Source organism: Agrobacterium sp. A3-95, from assembly GCF_053521785.1.
The window spans coordinates 1027708-1047250 of record NZ_JBNWDR010000001.1 but is presented as its reverse complement, the minus strand read 5'-3'; the positions used below and the strand labels follow the sequence as shown (position 1 = coordinate 1047250).

General features: G+C 58.6%; 19 protein-coding genes and 1 pseudogene. 11 read left to right on the top strand and 9 right to left on the bottom strand.

The window, feature by feature from the left end:
• The first annotated feature begins 23 nt into the window (after positions 1-23).
• The 9 genes from msrA to deoA all read left to right on the top strand — a co-directional run bounded on the left by msrA (position 24) and on the right by deoA (position 8857).
• On the top strand, positions 24-674 hold the full coding sequence (gene msrA / locus ACQZ5Y_RS05225) for a peptide-methionine (S)-S-oxide reductase MsrA (RefSeq protein ID WP_019564547.1): 651 nt from the start codon (positions 24-26) through the stop codon (positions 672-674).
• A gap of 214 nt (positions 675-888) precedes the next feature.
• Positions 889-1881 carry a BMP family lipoprotein gene (locus ACQZ5Y_RS05220; RefSeq protein WP_003514392.1) on the top strand — a complete coding sequence of 331 codons (993 nt, stop codon included), beginning with the start codon at positions 889-891 and terminating at the stop codon, positions 1879-1881.
• Between the two features lie 83 nt (positions 1882-1964).
• A complete protein-coding gene (locus tag ACQZ5Y_RS05215; protein ID WP_003514394.1) occupies positions 1965-3470 on the top strand; it encodes an ABC transporter ATP-binding protein in 1506 nt (501 codons plus the stop codon).
• 7 nt (positions 3471-3477) lie between these two features.
• The gene (locus tag ACQZ5Y_RS05210) at positions 3478-4581 is read left to right on the top strand and encodes an ABC transporter permease (protein ID WP_003514397.1); all 1104 of its coding nucleotides are present in this window, start codon (positions 3478-3480) and stop codon (positions 4579-4581) included.
• Between the two features lie 6 nt (positions 4582-4587).
• The gene (locus ACQZ5Y_RS05205; protein ID WP_003514401.1) at positions 4588-5559 is read left to right on the top strand and encodes an ABC transporter permease; all 972 of its coding nucleotides are present in this window, start codon (positions 4588-4590) and stop codon (positions 5557-5559) included.
• 19 nt (positions 5560-5578) lie between these two features.
• On the top strand, positions 5579-5968 hold the full coding sequence (locus ACQZ5Y_RS05200) for a cytidine deaminase (protein WP_019564546.1): 390 nt from the start codon (positions 5579-5581) through the stop codon (positions 5966-5968).
• Positions 5968-6768: a purine-nucleoside phosphorylase gene (locus ACQZ5Y_RS05195; RefSeq protein ID WP_013635248.1), complete on the top strand. Its 801-nt coding sequence runs from the start codon at positions 5968-5970 to the stop codon at positions 6766-6768. The genes ACQZ5Y_RS05200 and ACQZ5Y_RS05195 overlap by 1 nt, the downstream gene beginning before the upstream one ends.
• Before the next feature lie 2 nt (positions 6769-6770).
• Positions 6771-7544 (top strand): deoxyribose-phosphate aldolase, encoded by a 774-nt coding sequence (gene deoC / locus ACQZ5Y_RS05190; RefSeq protein WP_173992244.1) that lies wholly within the window; start codon positions 6771-6773, stop codon positions 7542-7544.
• Entirely contained in the window at positions 7541-8857 is a 1317-nt protein-coding gene (gene deoA, locus ACQZ5Y_RS05185; RefSeq protein ID WP_174049104.1) for a thymidine phosphorylase, read from the top strand. Before deoC ends, deoA begins: the two co-directional genes overlap by 4 nt.
• Here deoA and ACQZ5Y_RS05180 read toward each other — a convergent pair.
• The 5 genes from ACQZ5Y_RS05180 to ACQZ5Y_RS05160 form a co-directional block, all read right to left on the bottom strand.
• Positions 8850-9371: a TIGR02281 family clan AA aspartic protease gene (locus ACQZ5Y_RS05180; protein ID WP_013635250.1), complete on the bottom strand. Its 522-nt coding sequence runs from the start codon at positions 9369-9371 to the stop codon at positions 8850-8852. The genes deoA and ACQZ5Y_RS05180 overlap by 8 nt on opposite strands.
• Before the next feature lie 134 nt (positions 9372-9505).
• Positions 9506-10135, bottom strand: coding sequence for a uracil phosphoribosyltransferase (gene upp / locus ACQZ5Y_RS05175; protein ID WP_003493096.1), 630 nt, complete (start codon positions 10133-10135; stop codon positions 9506-9508).
• Positions 10136-10231: 96 nt separating this feature from the next.
• Positions 10232-11209: an adenosine deaminase gene (locus ACQZ5Y_RS05170; RefSeq protein ID WP_038489391.1), complete on the bottom strand. Its 978-nt coding sequence runs from the start codon at positions 11207-11209 to the stop codon at positions 10232-10234.
• Positions 11206-12426, bottom strand: coding sequence for a phosphopentomutase (locus tag ACQZ5Y_RS05165; protein WP_025592070.1), 1221 nt, complete (start codon positions 12424-12426; stop codon positions 11206-11208). The genes ACQZ5Y_RS05170 and ACQZ5Y_RS05165 overlap by 4 nt, the downstream gene beginning before the upstream one ends.
• A gap of 114 nt (positions 12427-12540) precedes the next feature.
• Positions 12541-13311 carry an SURF1 family protein gene (locus ACQZ5Y_RS05160; protein WP_112752279.1) on the bottom strand — a complete coding sequence of 257 codons (771 nt, stop codon included), beginning with the start codon at positions 13309-13311 and terminating at the stop codon, positions 12541-12543.
• A gap of 97 nt (positions 13312-13408) precedes the next feature.
• Between ACQZ5Y_RS05160 and ACQZ5Y_RS05155 the strand changes: the two are divergent.
• Positions 13409-13495 (top strand): annotated as a pseudogene (locus ACQZ5Y_RS05155) (twin-arginine translocation signal domain-containing protein); the annotation flags it as partial.
• Between the two features lie 11 nt (positions 13496-13506).
• Here ACQZ5Y_RS05155 and cyoD read toward each other — a convergent pair.
• The 4 genes from cyoD to cyoA all read right to left on the bottom strand — a co-directional run bounded on the left by cyoD (position 13507) and on the right by cyoA (position 17687).
• Positions 13507-13902 carry a cytochrome o ubiquinol oxidase subunit IV gene (gene cyoD / locus ACQZ5Y_RS05150; protein ID WP_003514416.1) on the bottom strand — a complete coding sequence of 132 codons (396 nt, stop codon included), beginning with the start codon at positions 13900-13902 and terminating at the stop codon, positions 13507-13509.
• Positions 13902-14528, bottom strand: a complete 627-nt coding sequence (gene cyoC, locus ACQZ5Y_RS05145; protein ID WP_003514417.1) for a cytochrome o ubiquinol oxidase subunit III — start codon at positions 14526-14528, stop codon at positions 13902-13904. Before cyoC ends, cyoD begins: the two co-directional genes overlap by 1 nt.
• A 5-nt stretch (positions 14529-14533) precedes the next feature.
• A complete protein-coding gene (gene cyoB, locus ACQZ5Y_RS05140) occupies positions 14534-16537 on the bottom strand; it encodes a cytochrome o ubiquinol oxidase subunit I (protein ID WP_112496500.1) in 2004 nt (667 codons plus the stop codon).
• A 76-nt stretch (positions 16538-16613) separates the two neighbouring features.
• Entirely contained in the window at positions 16614-17687 is a 1074-nt protein-coding gene (gene cyoA, locus ACQZ5Y_RS05135) for a ubiquinol oxidase subunit II (protein WP_003514421.1), read from the bottom strand.
• 306 nt (positions 17688-17993) lie between these two features.
• Here cyoA and ACQZ5Y_RS05130 point away from each other — a divergent pair, with 306 nt between their 5' ends.
• Positions 17994-19322 carry an MFS transporter gene (locus ACQZ5Y_RS05130; RefSeq protein ID WP_003514422.1) on the top strand — a complete coding sequence of 443 codons (1329 nt, stop codon included), beginning with the start codon at positions 17994-17996 and terminating at the stop codon, positions 19320-19322.
• Positions 19323-19543 lie beyond the last annotated feature (221 nt).

Genomic DNA, 19543 nt, shown 5'->3' with positions numbered 1-19543 from the left:
TAATCGGCCGCACGGAGGACCGAATGTTCCTGTTCGATACGCTTTCAAAAAAGACGACGATGCCGACCGAAGAGACGGCTTTGCCCGGCCGGGAAGAGGCGCTTGCCGTGCCCGAGACCCATTTCGTCAATGGCCGGCCCTTGAAGGGGCCTTATCCCGATGGTTTGGAAATCATCTATCTGGGTATGGGTTGCTTCTGGGGTGCGGAGCGCCTGTTCTGGCAGACGCCGGGTGTGTGGGTGACGGCGGTGGGTTATGCTGGCGGTTTTACCCGCAATCCCACCTATCAGGAGACGACGACGGGCCAGACGGGCCACGCCGAAGTGGTCAAGGTCGTCTACGATCCGGCCGTCATCTCGCTGTCAGGCCTGCTTAAGATATTCTTCGAGGAGCATGATCCGACGCAAGGGATGCGGCAGGGCAACGACGTCGGCACGACCTATCGTTCCGCCATCTATGCTAATACCGAAGGCCAGTTGCAGCAGGCGCAGAAGGCGCACGACGCTTTTCAGCAGGCTTTGGACGAGGCGGGGCATGGCCGCGCCATCACCACCGAAATTGGACCGCTTGAAACATTTTATTACGCGGAAGACTATCACCAGCAATATCTTGCCAAGAATCCGGGCGGCTACTGCGGGCTCAGGGGAACCGGCGTAAGCTGCAATATCGACTAGATTTTTTGCACGTTGCCCAGGTGGAAAGACCAAAAAAACGCCAGAATAAAGTTTTTCCACCGGGTCAAAAAAACCGGATGAATTTTTCATTGAGCCATGCAAGGATATGAGCCAAGCACAGCCGGGATAACGGCTGGCGGTTCCGCAGACATTCCCGGTCAACGGGTTTGCGGGAGGACCCTTAAAATATCAATTGCAACAACAGGGCTGCACAATGAAAAAATCCCTTCTGACGCTTTTTGCGCTCGCCGCCATGTCGGCTTCCGCGCTTGCTGCCGATATCAAGCCGGCATTGGTTTATGGTACGGGCGGCAAGTTCGACAAGTCGTTCAACGAAGCCGCCGCGGCTGGCGCTGAAAAGTTCAAGGCAGAAACGGGCATCGAGTTCCGCGATTTTGAACCGACCAGCGATACGCAGGGTGAGCAGGCTATCCGCAACTTCGCCAGCAAGGGCTTTAACCCGGTTGTTGCCGTGTCCTTCGCCTGGACGTCGGCCATGGAAAAGGTTGCAGCCGAATTCCCTGACACCAAGTTCGTCATCGTCGATTCCGTCGTCGAGCTGCCGAATGTCCGCTCGGTCGTCTACAAGGAGCACGAAGGCTCTTATCTCGTCGGTCTTCTGGCAGGCATGGCCTCCAAGACCGGTAAGGTCGGCTTCATCGGCGGCATGGATATTCCGCTGATCCGTAAATTCGCCTGTGGTTATGCGCAGGGCGCCAAGGCTGCCAACGACAAGATCGAAGTCTTCCAGAACATGACCGGCACCACGGGTGCGGCCTGGAACGATCCGGTGCGCGGTGGCGAACTGACCAAGAACCAGATCGACCAGGGCGCTGACGTGATCTACGCGGCAGCTGGTGCGACCGGTATCGGCGTGTTGCAGACCGCTGCCGACAACAAGAAATTCTCGATCGGCGTCGATTCCAACCAGAACCACCTGCACCCCGGCTCGGTTCTGACCTCGATGGTCAAGCGCGTCGATCTGGCCGTCTACAACGCCTACAAGGATGCCAAGGACGACAAGTTCACCCCCGGCATCGTTGCTCTCGGCGTCAAGGAGGACGGCGTTGCCTATGCTCTCGATGACAACAACAAGGCCCTGATCACGCCGGAAATGACCGCCGCCGTGGACAAGGCGAAGGCCGACATCATTGCCGGCACCATCAAGGTTCATGACTATATGGCGGACAATTCCTGCCCGAAATGATATGATATGTGTCTGGGGCGCATGGTGATTTTTCACCTTGCGCCCTTTTCATATCCAGCCTTCGGAGAGGTTTCGGTTTGAGTATGGACCCAGCAATCGAACTCGTGGGTATCGATAAAAAATTCGGTGCCGTTCACGCCAATAAGAATATCAACCTGACCGTTGCCAAGGGTACGATCCACGGCATCATCGGGGAAAACGGTGCCGGAAAATCGACCCTGATGTCGATCCTCTACGGTTTTTACCAGGCAGATGCCGGTGAAATCCGGGTAAACGGCGCGCCGGTATCGATCCGCGATAGCCAGGCTGCGATCAGTGCTGGCATCGGCATGGTGCATCAGCATTTCATGCTGGTGGAAAATTTCACCGTGCTGGAAAACGTCATGCTGGGCGCGGAAGGCGGCGCATCGCTTGCCAAGGGCAGGGCGGCTGCGCGCAAGGAGTTGAAGCGCCTTGAAGACGACTACGGGCTGGAAGTCGATCCGGATGCTGTGATCGAAGAACTGCCGGTCGGCCTGCAACAGCGCGTCGAAATCCTGAAAGCCATGTATCGTGGCGCCGAAATCCTGATCCTCGATGAGCCGACCGGCGTTCTCACGCCTGCGGAAGCCGATCATCTTTTCAAGATCCTCGGTGTCCTGCGTGAGCAGGGCAAAACCGTCATCCTCATCACCCACAAGCTGCGCGAGATCATGGCGATCACGGATTCCGTCTCCGTCATGCGCCGCGGCGAAATGGTAGCGACCCGCAAAACCTCCGAAACCAGCGTTGAGGAACTGGCCGAACTGATGGTCGGCCGTCGCGTGCTGCTGCGGGTGGAAAAAGGCGAGACGACGCCGGGCGAGGTTCTCCTTTCCATCCGTAATCTGACCGTCAAGGACAGCCGCGGCGTTACCATGGTGGACGATGTCTCGCTGGATGTCCGCGCCGGCGAAATCGTCGGCATCGCCGGTGTGGCCGGCAATGGCCAGTCCGAACTTCTTGAAGCGATCGCGGGCATCCGCAAGCCTTACTCGGGAGAAATATGGGTGGCCGGGCAGAAGGTTGACCGACCCGATCCGTCCATTCTGCGCGAACTCGGTCTCGCACATATTCCGGAAGACCGGCACCATATGGGGCTGGTGCTGAAATTCGAGGAATATGAAAATTCCATCCTCGGCTATCACCATGACGAGCGATACGGCAAAGGCCCTTTCCTCAACCCCGAGGCCATCCGCAAGGATGCGGTCGAAAAGATCGAGAAATACGATATTCGCCCGCCGAACCCGCAGCTGAAGACCGCCAATTTTTCCGGCGGCAACCAGCAGAAGATCGTCGTTGCCCGCGAAATCGAGCGTGACCCCAAGATGCTGATCATCGGCCAGCCGACCCGCGGTGTGGATATCGGCGCCATCGAATTCATCCATCGCCGCATCATCGAAATGCGCGATGCCGGCAAGGCGATCTTGCTGGTTTCGGTCGAACTCGATGAAATCCGTTCCCTTTCGGACCGGATCATGGTCATGTTCGCCGGGCGTGTCGTTGGAGAAAAAACGGCGGAAGCCGAAGAACAGACGCTGGGCCTGATGATGGCCGGCATCGCCGCATGAGGCATGAATGAGCACCGCTTCCGTACCCCTGCCAAACTGGATCACCTACGGCCTCCTGCCGTTTTTAAATGTAGTTACCGCATTTCTGATTTCCGGCCTCGTCGTCTGGTCGATCGGTGAAAATCCGCTCGCGGCGCTTCGCCTGCTCATCGAAGGGGCGCTAGGCCGTGGCGATGCCATCGGCTTCACGCTGTTTTATACGACGAGTTTCATCTTCACCGGCCTATCTGTGGCGGTCGCCTTCCATGCCGGTCTGTTCAACATCGGTTCTGAAGGCCAGGCCTATATTGGTGGATTGGGCGCGGCGTTGGTGGCGCTGGCGCTCGACCGTTATGTGCCGTGGTATGTGACGATGCCCTTCGCCATCATCGGCGCTGCGGTTTTCGGCGCGGCCTGGGCGTTTATTCCGGCATGGCTGCAGGCAAAACGCGGTAGCCACGTCGTCATAACCACCATCATGTTCAACTTCATCGCTGCGGCGTTGATGGTCTATCTGCTGGTGAACGTGCTGATCGTGCCGGGCAAGATGGCGCCGGAAACGCGCACCTTTCTGCCGGGTGGGCAATTGCCGAAGCTCGACTGGCTGATGGCGCTGTTCGGCCTGAAGCTCGGGCCGGCGCCGTTCAACGTCTCCTTCATCATCGCACTGGTCATGTGTTTTCTCGTCTGGGTGCTGATCTGGCGCACCAAGCTCGGTTATGAGATGCGCACGCTCGGCGTCAGCCCCTCGGCCGCCGTCTATGCCGGCATTCCCTATGCGCGCACCGTCATCATTGCCATGCTCATTTCCGGCGGTCTGGCAGGTATGATGGCGCTGAACCCGGTCATGGGGGCTTCCGCCCGCTTGCAGGTGGAATTTGTCGGCGGTGCGGGTTTCGTCGGCATCGCCGTGTCTCTGATGGGGCGAAGCCACCCGCTCGGCATCCTGTTTTCGGCGCTGCTGTTCGGCATTCTCTATCAGGGTGGTGCAGACCTCTCTTTCGAGATGCCGAATATTACCCGTGAGATGATCGTCGTCATCCAGGGTCTGGTTATCCTGTTTGCCGGCGCGCTCGAATATATGTACCGGCCGGCGATCGTCCGCATCTACCAGCGCTTGGCAAAGGGGTGAGCTGATATGGATTTCTTCGATATGCTGGTCAGCATTCTCGGCTCGACCGTCCGTCTCACCATCCCGCTTCTGTTCACGGCGCTTGCCGGGCTGTTTTCCGAACGCGCGGGCGTGTTCGATATCGGCCTTGAAGGCAAGATGCTGGCGGCAGCCTTTGCTTCGGCTTGTGTCGCCTATCTCACCGCAAATCCCTGGGCCGGCCTGCTTGCGGGCATTGCCGTCTCCATCCTGTTTTCGCTGATCCACGGCTTTGCCGTCATCACAAATCGCGGCAACCAGATCGTGTCGGGCGTGGCGCTCAACTTCATTGCCGCCGGTCTGACGGTGGTTCTGGGGCAGGCGTGGTTCGGGCAGGGCGGGCGCACGCCGCAATTGCCGGGCGAAGGCCGTTTCGCACCGATCATCCTGCCTGGTGCGGATGCGATGCGCGAAGTGCCTTTCATCGGCCCGCTCTACGCCAATGTCATTTCCGGCAACAATATCCTGACCTATCTCGCCTTTCTGGCGGTGCCGCTGTCCTGGTGGGTGCTTTACCGTACCCGTTTCGGCCTTCGCCTGCGCGCGGTGGGTGAAAATCCGGGCGCGGTCGATACGGCGGGCATTTCGGTGACATGGATGCGTTACCGCGCCGTCATCGTTGCCGGCTTCCTCTGCGGTTTTTCGGGCGCCTATCTAGCCGTTGCGCAATCGGCGGCCTTCATCGCAAACATGTCGGCCGGTAAGGGCTATATCGCACTCGCCGCGCTGATCTTCGCGAAATGGAAGCCGGTGCCGGTCATGTTCGCATGCCTGCTCTTCGGTTTCCTGGATGCTTTCGCCAACTTCATGCAGGGCAAATCCGTGCCGGGTATCGGTGAAGTGCCGGTGCAGATTTTCCAGGCCATGCCCTATATTCTGACCTGCATCCTGCTTGCCGGTTTCATCGGCGTCGCCAAGCCCCCCAAGGCCGGTGGCGTTGCCTATGCGAAGGAGCGTTAAATCCATGTCCCGTGAACCAATGTCCCATCAGTTGTTCGAGGCAGCGGTGGAGGCCATGGCCTTTGCCCATGCGCCCTATTCGAAATTCCCTGTCGGTGCGGCAATCCGCGCTGAAGACGGTAAGATCTACAAGGGCGCCAATATCGAGAACCTCTCCTTCCCTCAAGGCTGGTGCGCCGAGCCTTCGGCCATCAGCGCCATGATCATGGGTGGAGCAAAGAAGATAAGCGAGATCGCCGTCATCGCGGAAAAGCTTGCTCTTTGCCCGCCCTGCGGCGGCTGCCGGCAGAAGATCGCCGAATTCGCCTCGCCAGACACCAAGGTCTATCTCTGTGACGAAACCGGTGTTCAGAAGGTCATGACCATGGATGAACTTTTGCCCTTCAGCTTCAAGACCGAGCTGCCCTGATGCCGGATACGCTGATCGATATTCTGGTGGAGCGTCTGAATGGCCTGATGCCGCGCATCGCCATCGTGCTGGGCTCAGGCCTGGGGTCGCTGGTGGACGAGGTCAGCGATGCGATCCGCGTGCCCTACACCGAACTTCCCGGTTTCCCTGCAAGCGGCGTTTCTGGCCATGCGGGCGAGTTGGTGGCCGGATATCTCGGTGGCGAGCCGGTGATGATGCTGTCCGGCCGGGTGCACTATTACGAAAAAGGCGATCCGGCCGCTATGCGCGCGGTCATTGAGGCGCTCGCCGGTCTTGGCGTGCAGTCGCTCATCCTCACCAATTCTGCAGGCTCGGTCAGGCAGGACATACCGCCCGGCTCGGTCATGCAGATCACCGATCATATCAATTATTCCGGCATGAACCCGCTGATTGGCGAAGAGAGCGACAACCGCTTCGTCGGCATGACCACGGCTTATGATCCGGACCTGATGCTCGCGATGCGTAATGCCGCGATCCGCGCGACGGTGCCCTTGTTCGGCGGCGTCTATATGTGGTTTTCCGGCCCGAGCTTCGAAACGCCGGCGGAAATCCGCATGGCGCGGCTGCTGGGTGCGGATGCCGTCGGCATGTCCACCGTGCCGGAAGTCATCCTCGCCCGCTTTTTCGGGATGCGCGTTGCCGCCGCATCGGTTATTACCAATTACGGTGCCGGCATGACTGGCGCTGAACTGAGCCATGAGGAAACCAAGGACATGGCTCCGGTAGGCGGCAAGAGGCTTGCCGCCATCTTGAAAGAAATGATCGCAGGAGGAGCGTGACCATGGAACTCCAGCGTCCGCGCGAAGCGGCTGCCCTGACACTATCCTTGCTGGACCTGACCAACCTCAAGGAAGACTGCACGCCCGAGCAGATTGCTGCTTTGTGCCAGAGGGCTCATACCGAATACGGCAATACCGCCGCGATCTGCATCTGGCCGCGTTTCGTCGCCCAAGCGCGTGCCGCTTTCGGAAAAGACCATACGATCCGTATCGCCACGGTCGTCAATTTTCCTTCGGGCGATCTGGATGTTGCGACCGTGGTGGCGGAGACCGAGGCGGCTATCCGCGACGGTGCCGACGAAATCGATCTGGTCATCCCCTATCGTAAGTTCATAGCAGGCGATGAAACGGCTGTTTCCGAGATGGTGGCTGCCGTACGCAAGGTCTGCGTCGCACCCGTTCTTCTCAAGGTCATTCTCGAAACCGGCGAGCTGAAGGACAAGGCTCTCATTCGTCGTGCTTCCGAACTCGCCATTGCCGAAGGGGCCGATTTCATCAAGACCTCAACAGGTAAGGTCGCCATCAACGCCACGCTGGAAGCCGCCGATATCATGTTGCAGGCGATCCGCGACAGCAGGCAGAAGGTGGGCTTCAAGCCTGCCGGCGGTGTCGGCACGGTGGAAGACGCCACGCTTTATCTGCGGCTGGCGGAAACAATCATGGCGCCCGACTGGGCCATGCCGTCCACGTTCCGCTTCGGCGCTTCCGGCGTTCTCGATGATGTCCTGAACGTGCTGGCCGGCGGCGAACCGGCCAAGGCCGCCAGCGGGTATTGAGCTTGATCCCGCAGGAAATCATCCGCCGCAAACGTGATGGCCTGTCTCTTGCGCCGCAGGAGATTGCCGCTTTTATCGAGGCGCTGTCCAAGGACGGCATATCGGAAGGCCAGGCCGCTGCTTTTGCCATGGCGGTGTTTTTCCGGGGTATGAACCGCGACGAGATGGTGGCGCTGACACTCGCCATGCGCGACAGCGGTGATGTCCTGTCCTGGAACGATATTGGCAGGCCGGTGGCGGACAAGCACTCGACCGGCGGCGTCGGCGACAATGTCTCCCTGATGCTCGCCCCGATCGTTGCCGCCTGCGGTCTTGCGGTGCCGATGATTTCCGGCAGGGGTCTTGGCCATACCGGCGGCACGCTCGACAAGCTGGAAGCGATCCCCGGTTACGATGTGATGCCGGACGAAGCCCTGTTCCGCCGGACGGTCAAGACGGTCGGCTGTGCCATCATCGGCCAGACGGGCGATCTCGCCCCCGCAGACAAGCGCCTCTATGCTATCAGGGACGTGACTGCGACGGTGGATTCCATCCCGTTGATCACCGCCTCCATTCTGTCTAAGAAGCTTGCGGCCGGACTTCAGACGCTGGTTCTGGATGTGAAGGTCGGCAACGGCGCTTTCATGCAGAGTGTGGAGGATGCCCGTAATCTCGCCGTCGCGCTGGTCGATGTGGCAAATGGCGCAGGCCTGCCGACGACGGCTCTTATAACCGACATGAACCAGCCGCTTGGCGATGCCGCAGGCAATGCGGTCGAAATCGTCAATTGCCTGGACTTTCTGGCTGGCCGCAAGGCGGGAACACGTCTCGAAAAGGTGGTTCTTGCCTTTGCTGCGGAAATGCTGGTGCAAGCGGGCAGCGCGGCCACTCTGGATGAAGGCGAGGCGCTGGCTGAGGCCGCCCTTTCCTCCGGGCGTGCCATGGAAGTCTTTGCGAAAATGGTCGCAGCACTTGGCGGGCCTGCGGACTTTGTCGATCAGCCATCGCGTTACCTGCCATCGGCGCCGGTCATTCTCCCGGTTTCGGCTGAGCGCAGCGGCTGGCTGGCATCCTGTGCGACGCGCGATCTCGGCATGGTCGTTGTCGAGCTTGGCGGCGGCAGAAGAATACCGTCAGACAAGATCGACCCTTCGGTCGGGATTTCAGATATCCTGCCGCTCGGCACAAAAGTGGAAAAAGGCGAACCAATCGCCTGCGTCCATGCGGCCTCTAAGCAAGAAGCGGAACTTGCCGTCAAAAGGATTACGGCCTGCTATGGGGTTGCTGACACTGCGATGGAAACCAGCACTGTGGTCCTCGAGCGAATTACCTGACCAGCCTCATTTCGCCACCCGATACCTTGAATGACGATAGTTGTTTCAGGAAGCTCATGCCAACAAGCATGTTGCTCAACGCATTATCTTTCAGCACCATGGCGTCGACATTCTGAACGCGGATCGTGCCGATTTCCACCCGGTCGAGCTTCAGATAGGCCGCCATGGTCTGGCCGTTGGCGGTTGAGATCGGATATTTGAAATCGAGGCTGTTGACGCCGAAACCGAGCCGCCGGGCGATCGTCTCATTGATGGCAACCATGGAGGCGCCGGTATCGACAAGCCCGTCGAAAGATTTGCCGTTGATACGGAAAGCGGCGTTGAAGTGGCCGCGTGCGTCCGCTTTCAGATTGACGCCACCAAGCGAAACGGGCTCCGGTTTGACGGCTTCCGATTTGACTTCGGCTTTTTCCACCTTGGCTTCCGGGCGCGGCTGAAATTTTTCCACCAGCGCCGGAATCTGCGTGGCGCTGACCGAAAGACCGATAAGCAGAAAAATCGTACGCGCCAGCAAGTCGTCGCTCCTGAGAAGGCAGGGTTATCCCTATGCAGAATAGACGCAAAACGTGCTGAAATCTTAAAAGAAAAAGCCATTCGCCGCTTGTTGGTCGGCGAATGGCTCAAACGGTTAAGCGATGATGAACGGTGTTATTTCGTGCCGTACATGCGGTCGCCCGCATCGCCGAGGCCGGGAACGATGTAACCCTTTTCATTCAGCTGCTTGTCGATTGCGGCAGTATAGATCGGCACATCGGGATGCGCTTCACGGAAATTCTTGATGCCTTCGGGTGCAGCCAGCAGACACAGGAAGCGGATGTTCTTCGCGCCCCGCTCCTTCAGCTTTTCAACCGCAGCGATGGAGGAATTGCCGGTCGCCAGCATTGGATCGACGACGATGATCAGGCGGGCATCGAGGCTTTCGGGAGCCTTGAAGTAATATTCGACCGCCTCCAGCGTATCGTGATCGCGATACACGCCGATATGCGCAACACGCGCCGAAGGCACGAGCTCGAGCATGCCTTCCAGAAGGCCGTTGCCGGCACGCAGGATGGAGGCGAAAACCAGCTTCTTGCCCTCCAGCACCGGAGCCTCGATGGTTTCGAGCGGCGTATCGATGGTTTCCATCGTCATTTCAAGGTCGCGCGTCACTTCATAGCAGAGCAGCGTCGAGATTTCCCTGAGCAGGCGGCGGAAGCCGGCTGTCGAGGTTTCCTTCTTGCGCATGATGGTAAGTTTGTGCCGCACCAGCGGATGTTCGATGACTGTGACGCCGTCCATGAAACTGGCCTTCCTTTTTTATCCTGTGCCCCTGTAATTCACCGAAAGCAGGCTTTTCGCAAGCCTTCTTCGCGGTTTTACCCCGCCAACCGATGCCTAGTGGCTATCGAGTTTCGCAAGCAGCCGGGCGCGTGTGACTTCATCCACAAAGGCGCTTTCCAGTGCGGTTCGGGTCATGCGGTTAATCTCGGCATCGCTGAAACCGAAAGCATCCGCAGCCAGCGCATATTCCCGGGCAAGCGAGGTAAAGAAGAATGGCGGATCGTCGGAACTGATGCAGACGCGCACCCCGGCATCGCGCAACGCCCTCAGCGGATGGCTGCCGAAATCGGGATAAACGTTGAGCGCGATATTTGATCCGGGGCAGACCTCAAGCACTGTTCCCGCCTCAACCAGCCGATCGACGAGAGCGGCGTCTTCGATGGCGCGCACGCCATGGCCGATGCGCGACGGCTTTACGAGATCGAGCGCATCGACGACGCTTTCCGGTCCGCAGACCTCACCCGCATGGATGGTCAGCCCAAGGCCGGCATCGCGGGCAATGTCGAAGGCGCGTGCGTAATCGGCGACGCGGCCCATGCGCTCCTCGCCCGCCATGTTGAAACCGGTCACCAGCGGATGTTTCGTCCGTGCTGCATATTCAGCCGCCGCGATGACCCGTTCAGGACCGAAATGCCGCTCGCCGGTCACGATGATGCGGGTTTCGATACCGGTCTTTTCTTTCGCGATCCGGATGCCCTCGGCGATACCGGAGAGATAGGCGTCAGCGCCGAGCCCGATGCGGTCGCCATGATCGGGCGAGATGATGAGCTCGCTATAGATCGTATTGGCCTCGGCAAGTTCGGTCAGATAGGTTTGCGTCAGAACCGCATAGTCCTCATCGGTCTTGAACACCTGCGCCACCGCATCGTAGCACTGGATGAATTGCGCAAAATCCGACCAGACGTACTGGCCGTCGCGCAGAAAGCTACTGGTGTCTATGCCGTATTTCTCAGCCTGTTTTGCGACGAGGGCAGGGGGTGCCGCACCTTCCAGGTGGCAGTGAATTTCCGCTTTCAGCAAATGCGATGTCAAATGAAGCTCCTGCCGTGCGAACCGGCCTCGATACCTAGATGGTGGGCGATGCTCTCGCCGATGTCGGCGTAGCTTGAACGAATGCCGACATCGCGGGAGCGGATGCCCGGCCCGAATGCCATGATCGGCACTCTTTCCCGTGTATGGTCCGTGCCCCGCCATGTGGGATCGCAACCATGGTCAGCGGTAAGAATGGCGATGTCGCCCGGCGCCATTTTGCGATGGATTTCCGGAATGCGCGCATCGAAGGCTTCAAGCGCCGCCGCATAACCGGCAACATCGCGTCGATGGCCGTAGAGCATGTCGAAATCGACGAAATTGGTGAAGACAAGATCGCCGTTTTCGGCTTCGTCAATAGCGTGCAGCGTTGCATCCATCAGGGCGCTGTTGCCATTTGCCTTGATGACGCGCGAGACACCCTTGTGGGCATAGATATCGCCGATCTTGCCGATCGCGTGCACTTTCCTGCCAGCCTCCACAAGGCGGTCGAGCAACGTCGGTTCGGGCGGCGGAACGGAGAAATCGCGGCGGTTGCCGGTGCGTTCGAAGGTTGCGACCGTCTCGCCGATGAAGGGACGGGCAATGACACGGCCGATATTCAGCGGATCGAGCAGCTTTCGCACCGTCTCGCAGAGCGTGACGAGCCGCTGCAATCCGAAATGGGTCTCGTGCGCGGCGATCTGGAACACGGAATCGGATGAGGTGTAGCAGATCGGCTTGCCGCTCCTGATATGCTCTTCGCCAAACGTCGCGATGATCTCGGTGCCGGAAGCGTGGCAATTGCCGAGAATGCCTGGAATATCCGCTTGCGTGCAGATGGCTTCCACCAGTTCGGGAGAAAAGGCGTCGCCCTCTGTCGGGAAGTAGCCCCAGTCGAAGGTGACGGGCGTGCCCGCGATCTCCCAATGGCCTGAGGGCGTATCCTTGCCCTTCGATATTTCGCTGGCAGAGCCATGCAGGCCGAAAATACGCTCCGGCGGCTCCATGCCGGCGGGAATGTCGCCGCTTGATTGTCGTGCAATCTCCAGAAGACCAAGCGAAGACATGTTGGGCAGCTTCAGCGGACCCGCCCGAAGGCCCGGCCTGTCGGCAGCACCTGCCGCGCAGAATTCGGCGATATGACCGAGCGTATTGGCGCCGAGGTCGCCATAATGCTCCGCGTCAGGCGCACCGCCGACACCGAAGGAATCCAGAACGAGAAGAAATGCTCTTGCCATAACTCACCGAAACGAAAATGCGCCGACGGGCAATGTCAGGCCGAACTGTCGTTATAGATCAGCAAAACGTGAAGAAGGAAGTGATTTTATGAACCATCCGGTAAAACCGGCTGTTCAATCCTCTTCCCGTTTCGATTTCGGCGCGTTGAGATTGCGCAGCACGTACCATCCAGCGGCAATTACCATGGCCGCCAGAATGTACCATGTGATGGCGTAGGACAGGTGGTTGTTGGGGAAGGTGAGCATGGTCTTGCCGCCGACCGGTAGGCCACCCGGATTGGGCGTCGCATCGGCATCGACATAAAAGGGCGCCACGCCGGAAAGGCCGGATGCCTGCGATATCTGCGGGATATTGCGGGAGTACCAGCGCCGATTTGCCGGATCGTTGGTTCGAAGGAAAAGCCCGCCGGTTTCTGACGCGCGCATCAGCCCGACGATCTCGACCTGCCCGGTTGGCTCCCCTTCCCGGCGCGAGGATGGATCGCGTTTGTCGGAAGGCACGAAGCCGCGATTGACGATGATATTCGAGCCGTCATCGCGTCTCAGCGGCGTCATCACCCAGTAGCCGGGGCCGAGATCGCTGACCGTATAGACCTGGACCTCCTTGTCGTTGAGGAAGGTGCCGGACAGTTTCACGCGGCGATATTCATAGTGCGCGGGGTCTGCAAGGGCCGGCCATTCGCTGGCTGCCGGTGCATCCACAGGTGCGGCATGGGCGCGAGCTTCGACGCGTTCGATGAGATCGAGCTTCCAGAAGAGGCGTTGAACCTGCCATGTTCCAAGCGCCAGCAGGAAGCCTGTCAGTACAATAGTCAGAAGCAGGACGACGATTGCTGCGGGGCGGATGCGTCGCGTGTGCGGGGCGGTTGTCGACGGATCGGTCATGGTTTCACAGTCCTTGCAAGGCCATGCGGTTTGCTGCGGCAACACTGTCGGCTGTCGGCTGTCGGCAGCCGGGTCTTCCAGCAAATAACCCCATAAATCGCGCCGACGATTCATGGGGTTATGCGCTGCGGCGGGCGTGTGCTGGCGCAGAAAGCGGCCCGCCGGAAATCCGGCAGGCCGTTGATCTATGGCTGCTCAGGGCAGGTTTTTCACATCCTCGATGTGCAGCGGCATCATGTTCTTGTTCATGTTGTACATGACCCAGAGTGAGCCGGAGAGCGTGATCAGCAGCACCACGACGGTGAAGATCAGCGCCATGAAGGTCCAGCCGCCTTCGGATTTGGTGTCCATGTGCAGGAAGTAGATCATGTGCACGAAGATCTGGATGACGCCGAGACCCATGATCGCGATGACCAGCAGCGTCTTGTTTTCAAGAACGTCGCCCATGACCAGCCAGAACGGGATCGCCGTCAGGATGACCGACAGGACGAAGCCGATCATGTAGCTTTTGAACGTGCCGTGGCTGGCGCCATCATGGTGATGATGGTCGTCGCCATGCGCGTCGTGGTGTGCGTGTGCTTCGGAACTCATCAAAGAACTCCCATGAGATAAACGAAGGAGAAGACGCCGATCCAGATGACGTCAAGGAAGTGCCAGAACATCGACAGGCACATCAGGCGACGCTTGTTTGCGGCGATCAGACCATGCTTTGCGACCTGGAACATCAGTGTGACGAGCCAGATCACGCCGAAGGTGACGTGCAGACCGTGCGTACCAACCAGCGCGAAGAAGGCGGAAAGGAACGCTGAACGCTGTGGACCTGCACCTTCTTCGATCAGGTGATGGAACTCGTAAAGTTCCACGGCGAGGAAGGCGAGACCGAAGAGACCGGTGATGCCGAGCCAGATTAGCGTCGTCTTCACCTTCTGCTTTTCCATTTCCAGCATGGCGAAGCCATAGGTGATGGAAGAGAAAAGCAGGAAGGCGGTGTTGATCGCCACAAGCTTCAGATCGAACAGATCTGCGCCCGAAGGGCCGGCCGCATAGTTGCGGCCGACAACGGCATAGGTGGCAAACAGCGTTGCGAAGATGAGGCAGTCGCTCATCAGATAGAGCCAGAAGCCCAGCGAGGTGCCGTTCTCCGGATGGTGGTCTTCCTTGAGGTAGAAGACCGGTGTTTCCGCGCCCGCGGCGCTTTGTGCAGGTGTATGAGCCATATTCGTTACGCCTGTTCCGCAAGCAGCTTCGTACGTTCCGCCTCGACTGTCGAAACATCGGAGGCAGGAATGTAGTATTCGCGGTTGTAGTTGAAGGTATGGGCGATCGAGACCGCAATGATGGCGAGCATGGACAGAGCCGCCAGCCACCAGATGTGCCACACCAAGGCAAAGCCAAGCACGACGCTGATGGCGCTGATGATTACGCCCGCACCGGTGTTCTTCGGCATATGGATCGGTATGAAGCCTTCCTTGGGACGGTCGTAACCGCGCTTCTTCATATCCGCCCAGGCGTCGACGTCATGCACAACCGGCGTGAAAGCGAAGTTGTAGGCAGGCGGAGGCGACGAGGTCGACCACTCCAGCGTACGCCCATGATAGGGATCGCCGGTCACGTCACGGAGCTGATCGCGCTTCAAGAAGCTGACGATGAGCTGGATGACGAAGGAAGCGATGCCGAGCGCGATCAGGAAAGCGCCGAAGGCTGCGATCACGAACCAGATCTGGAGCGAATTGTCCTCGAACTGGCTGATACGGCGGGTCACACCCATCAGGCCGAGAATGTAGAGCGGCATGAAGGCGAAGTAGAAGCCGATGAACCAGAACCAGAAGGACAGCTTGCCCCAGAACGGATCCAGGCGGTAGCCGAAGGCCTTCGGGAACCAGTAAACGATACCCGCAAGCACACCGAACACCACGCCACCGATGATGGTGTTGTGGAAGTGGGCGATGAGGAACAGCGAGTTGTGAAGCACGAAGTCCGCCGGCGGAACAGCGAGAAGAACGCCGGTCATGCCGCCGATGACGAAAGTGATCATGAAACCGATCGTCCACAGCATCGGAACGTCGAACTTGATGCGGCCCTTGTACATGGTGAAGAGCCAGTTGAAGATCTTCGCACCGGTCGGGATCGATATGATCATCGTGGTGATGCCGAAGAAAGCGTTGACGCTTGCGCCGGAACCCATGGTGAAGAAGTGGTGCAGCCAAACGATGTAGGCGAGGATGGTGATGACACCGGTCGCATAGACCATCGAGGCGTAACCGAAAAGACGCTTGTTGGAGAAGGTCGAGACGATTTCCGAGAAGACGCCGAAGGCCGGCAGCACCAGGATGTAAACTTCGGGATGGCCCCAGATCCAGATGAGGTTGACATACATCATCGGGTTGCCGCCGAGATCGTTGGTGAAGAAATTCGTACCAACATAACGGTCAAGGGTCAGAAGGGCGAGCGTGCCGGTGAGGATCGGGAAGGATGCCACGATCAGGATGTTCGAACACAGCGACGTCCAGACGAAGATCGGCAGGCGCATCATGGTCATGCCAGGTGCGCGCATCTTGATGATCGTGACGATCAGGTTGATACCCGAGAGCGTCGTGCCCACACCGGCGATCTGCAGACCCCAGATGTAATAATCCACACCCACGCCCGGACTTCCATCAATGCCGGAAAGCGGCGGATAGGCAAGCCAGCCAGTCTGCGCATATTCACCGATGAACAGCGAGATCATGGTGATGACGGCGCCGGCCGTGGTCATCCAGAACGAGAAGTTGTTGAGGAAGGGGAACGAAACGTCGCGGGCGCCGATTTGCAGCGGCACGACGAAGTTCATGAGACCGGTGATCATCGGCATGGCCATGAAGAAGATCATGATGACGCCATGGGCCGTGAAAATCTGGTCGTAATGGTGCGGCGGAAGATAGCCTTCCGATCCGCCCGAGGCGATCGCCTGCTGGACGCGCATCATGATGGCATCTGCGAAACCGCGCAGCAGCATGACGAGTGCCAGAATGATGTACATGATACCGATCTTCTTGTGATCGATGCTCGTGAACCATTCATTCCAGAGATAACCCCACAGCCGGAAATAGGTGAGGGCGCCGACGACGGCGATGCCGCCCAGAGCCACTGCCGCGAAGGTCGCGACGAGAATGGGCTCGTGAAGCGGGATGGACTCCCATGTCAGCTTCCCGAACAGGAATGACGTTTGATCGGAATTGACGATCATTTTTAGCCTCTTGCGATTCTAAGACATAAGATCGGCGCAGCCATTGGCCGCGCCGCATAATGCCGGGACTTATCCGTCAGCCAGCGACTTGTTTCGTTTCCGGCAGCGCCGCGGGTTCGAAAGTCTGTCCTTCGATCGCAGCCGGAGTGGATTGGGGTCCGCTGGCGACACCGTAAGGTGAAAGCGGTGTACAGACGACGGAGTTCAGCGCCTTGGCGATATCGATGCCTTCCTTGCCGCCGCCGCCCTTGGCGTCGATATGCATCATGTCACGCATGCAGAGCTTGTTGGGCTCGACGCAGCGGTTGAGGATGGCATCGTAAAGCTGCGGATCGACGGAGGCGAAATATTGCACCGGCTCACGTTCCGAAGGCTTGGCAAAGTCGAGATATTCCTGGCGACCGAAGCCTTTGCCGCCATCCTTGATCTTCGCAACCCACTGATCGAAGCCCTGTTGGCTGAGACCATGGAACTTGAAGCGCATATGCGAGAAGCCAGGGCCGGAGAAGTTGGCCGAGAAGCCGTCATAAACGCCTTCCTTGTTGATGACCGCGTGTAGCTTGGTCTGCATGCCACCCATGGCGTAGATCTGGCCGGCGAGTGCGGGAACGAAGAACGAATTCATCGCGGTCGTGCCGGTGATCTTGAAGTTGATCGGAACATCGACCGGAGCTGCAAATTCATTGACGCTGCCAATGCCGAGCTCGGGGTAGAAGAACAGCCACTTCCAGTCCATGGCCACCACTTCCACCGTAAGCGGCTTGGTTTCGGCGGTAACCTGACGGTTTTCGTCGATACGCTCCAGCGGGCGGTAGGGGTCGAGACGGTGGGTGGAAATCCAGGTCACCGTGCCTAGCATCAGGATGATGGCGACCGGGGCGGACCAGATCACCATTTCAAGGCGCGTCGAGTGATGCCATTCGGGATCGTAATCCTCGGCCTTCGCCGATTCGCGATACTTCCATGCGAAGAACAGCGTCAGGGCGATAACCGGGACGATGATGAGCAGCATCAGAACCGTGGACGTGATGATGAGGTCGCGCTGCTGGATGGCGACGTCGCCCGAAGGGTTCATCACCACGAGGTTACAGCCGCTAAGCAGCAGCAGTGCGGGGATTGCCAGAAGGGCAGATGTGATTTTCTTGATCATGCGCACGTTCTTTGAACTCGTACAGTTTGGATTATGCCGCGATTAATTGCCGAACATCATTTTTGAAATGAGGTATATTGTCGCGGTGCAGCGAAACCTTCGCGATGCACCATAGGCTTAGCGGAGCCGCGTTTGAAGGCGGAGCGGCTGCATTATCGCATAGGGAGCTTGCGGAGCAAGCCTTTCTTATCAAACTTCAATTGACGTTACGTAGGGTGCGTGTGACAATCCGTCGCATCGTGACGCTAAGGAAGAGGAGCCGGCGCGTTACAGGAAATGGTTCGTCCATGACGCAGGAGGGATATTATGAGTTATACTGATGCTGCTCCATCTTTTGGGCAGGCGCCGGAAGCGAAGGGACATGGGACCGATCCGGTCAAGGTCGATCCGGATCGCATTACAATTGCTGTCATTCTTGCGAGAATGACGGAGTTTTTCGACTTTTTCATCTACGCCATCGCCTCCGCGCTCGTTTTTCCGCATGTCTTCTTTTCCTTCGTCGATCCGCTGACGGCGACGCTTTATTCCTTTGCGGTCTTCTCGCTGGCCTTCATCGCAAGGCCGATCGGTTCATTGATCTTCCTCCAGATCGACCGAAAGTTCGGGCGTGCCGTCAAGCTGATGGCGGCCCTGTTCACGCTTTGCGGTTCCACCATGGCGATCAGCTTTCTTCCGTCCTATGCGGAAGCCGGCATGCTTGCCCCCTGTCTTCTGGCGGTATTCCGTATCGGTCAGGGACTTGGTCTTGGCGGTGCCTGGGATGGTCTTGTCTCGCTCCTCGCCATGAACGCACCGCCTAAGCAGCGCGGCTGGTACGCCATGATGCCGCAAATTGGTGCGGCGATGGGCTTTGGTCTTGCCAGCGCATTCTTCATCGTGTTCGTGACGCAGCTCTCCAGCGCGGAATTCTTGGCCTGGGGCTGGCGTTTCCCGTTCTTCGTTGCACTGGCGCTCAATGTTCTCGCGCTCTTTGCCCGCCTGCGCATGATTGTCACGCCGGAATTCCAGTCCATGCTGGCACAGCATGAGCTGGAGCCGCGCCCCGTGTTCAAGATGCTGCGCTCGCAGTTTCCGGTCGTGCTGACGGGCGCTTTTGTGCCGCTGGCAAGCTTCGCGCTCTTCCATCTTGTCACAGTCTTCCCGCTGAGCTGGGTTTCCCTCAATACCACCCAGCGGGTTTCGGACTTTCTGTTCGTGCAATTCGTCAGCGCCATCATCGCCGGCGGCATGATCGTCGTGTCTGGTATTCTCGCCGACAAAATCGGCCGGCGGAAGCTGCTGGCTTTCGCCGCAGTGCTGATCGGTCTTTTCAGCCTCGTGGCACCGCTCCTGCTGAGTTCGGGCGATATAGGGCGTTATCTTTTCGTCTTGGTCGGCTTTGCATTGCTTGGCCTGTCCTTCGGCCAGGCGGGCGGTGCGCTCGCCTCCCGCTTCAGCCGCGAATACCGTTATACCGGCGCTTCGCTCACCTCGGATATTTCCTGGCTGATCGGCGCTGGTTTTGCACCGCTCGTGGCGCTCGGATTTTCGTCCAAATTCGGACTGTTTGCGGTCGGCATTTACCTGATGTCGGGTGCAGTCTGTACACTGGTCGCACTGTGGTTCAGCCGAACGCTGGACATGCCCTCGGAGTGAACAGGGCAATATAAACATCTCTGCAGCCATCGCGCCGCGGAATCCTGTCGGATTTCGCGGCGTTTTTGTTTTTTTATTGCGTGGGACCGATTTTAATCTTGACTCGGCCCATCATGAAATATTATGTAAGCAATACTGACGTAATTCAATGTGTCTCACTGCCGGAAATGCCGGCCATCAGGGAACGCAATGCGAACGATGACGATCATTATTTGCGAGAA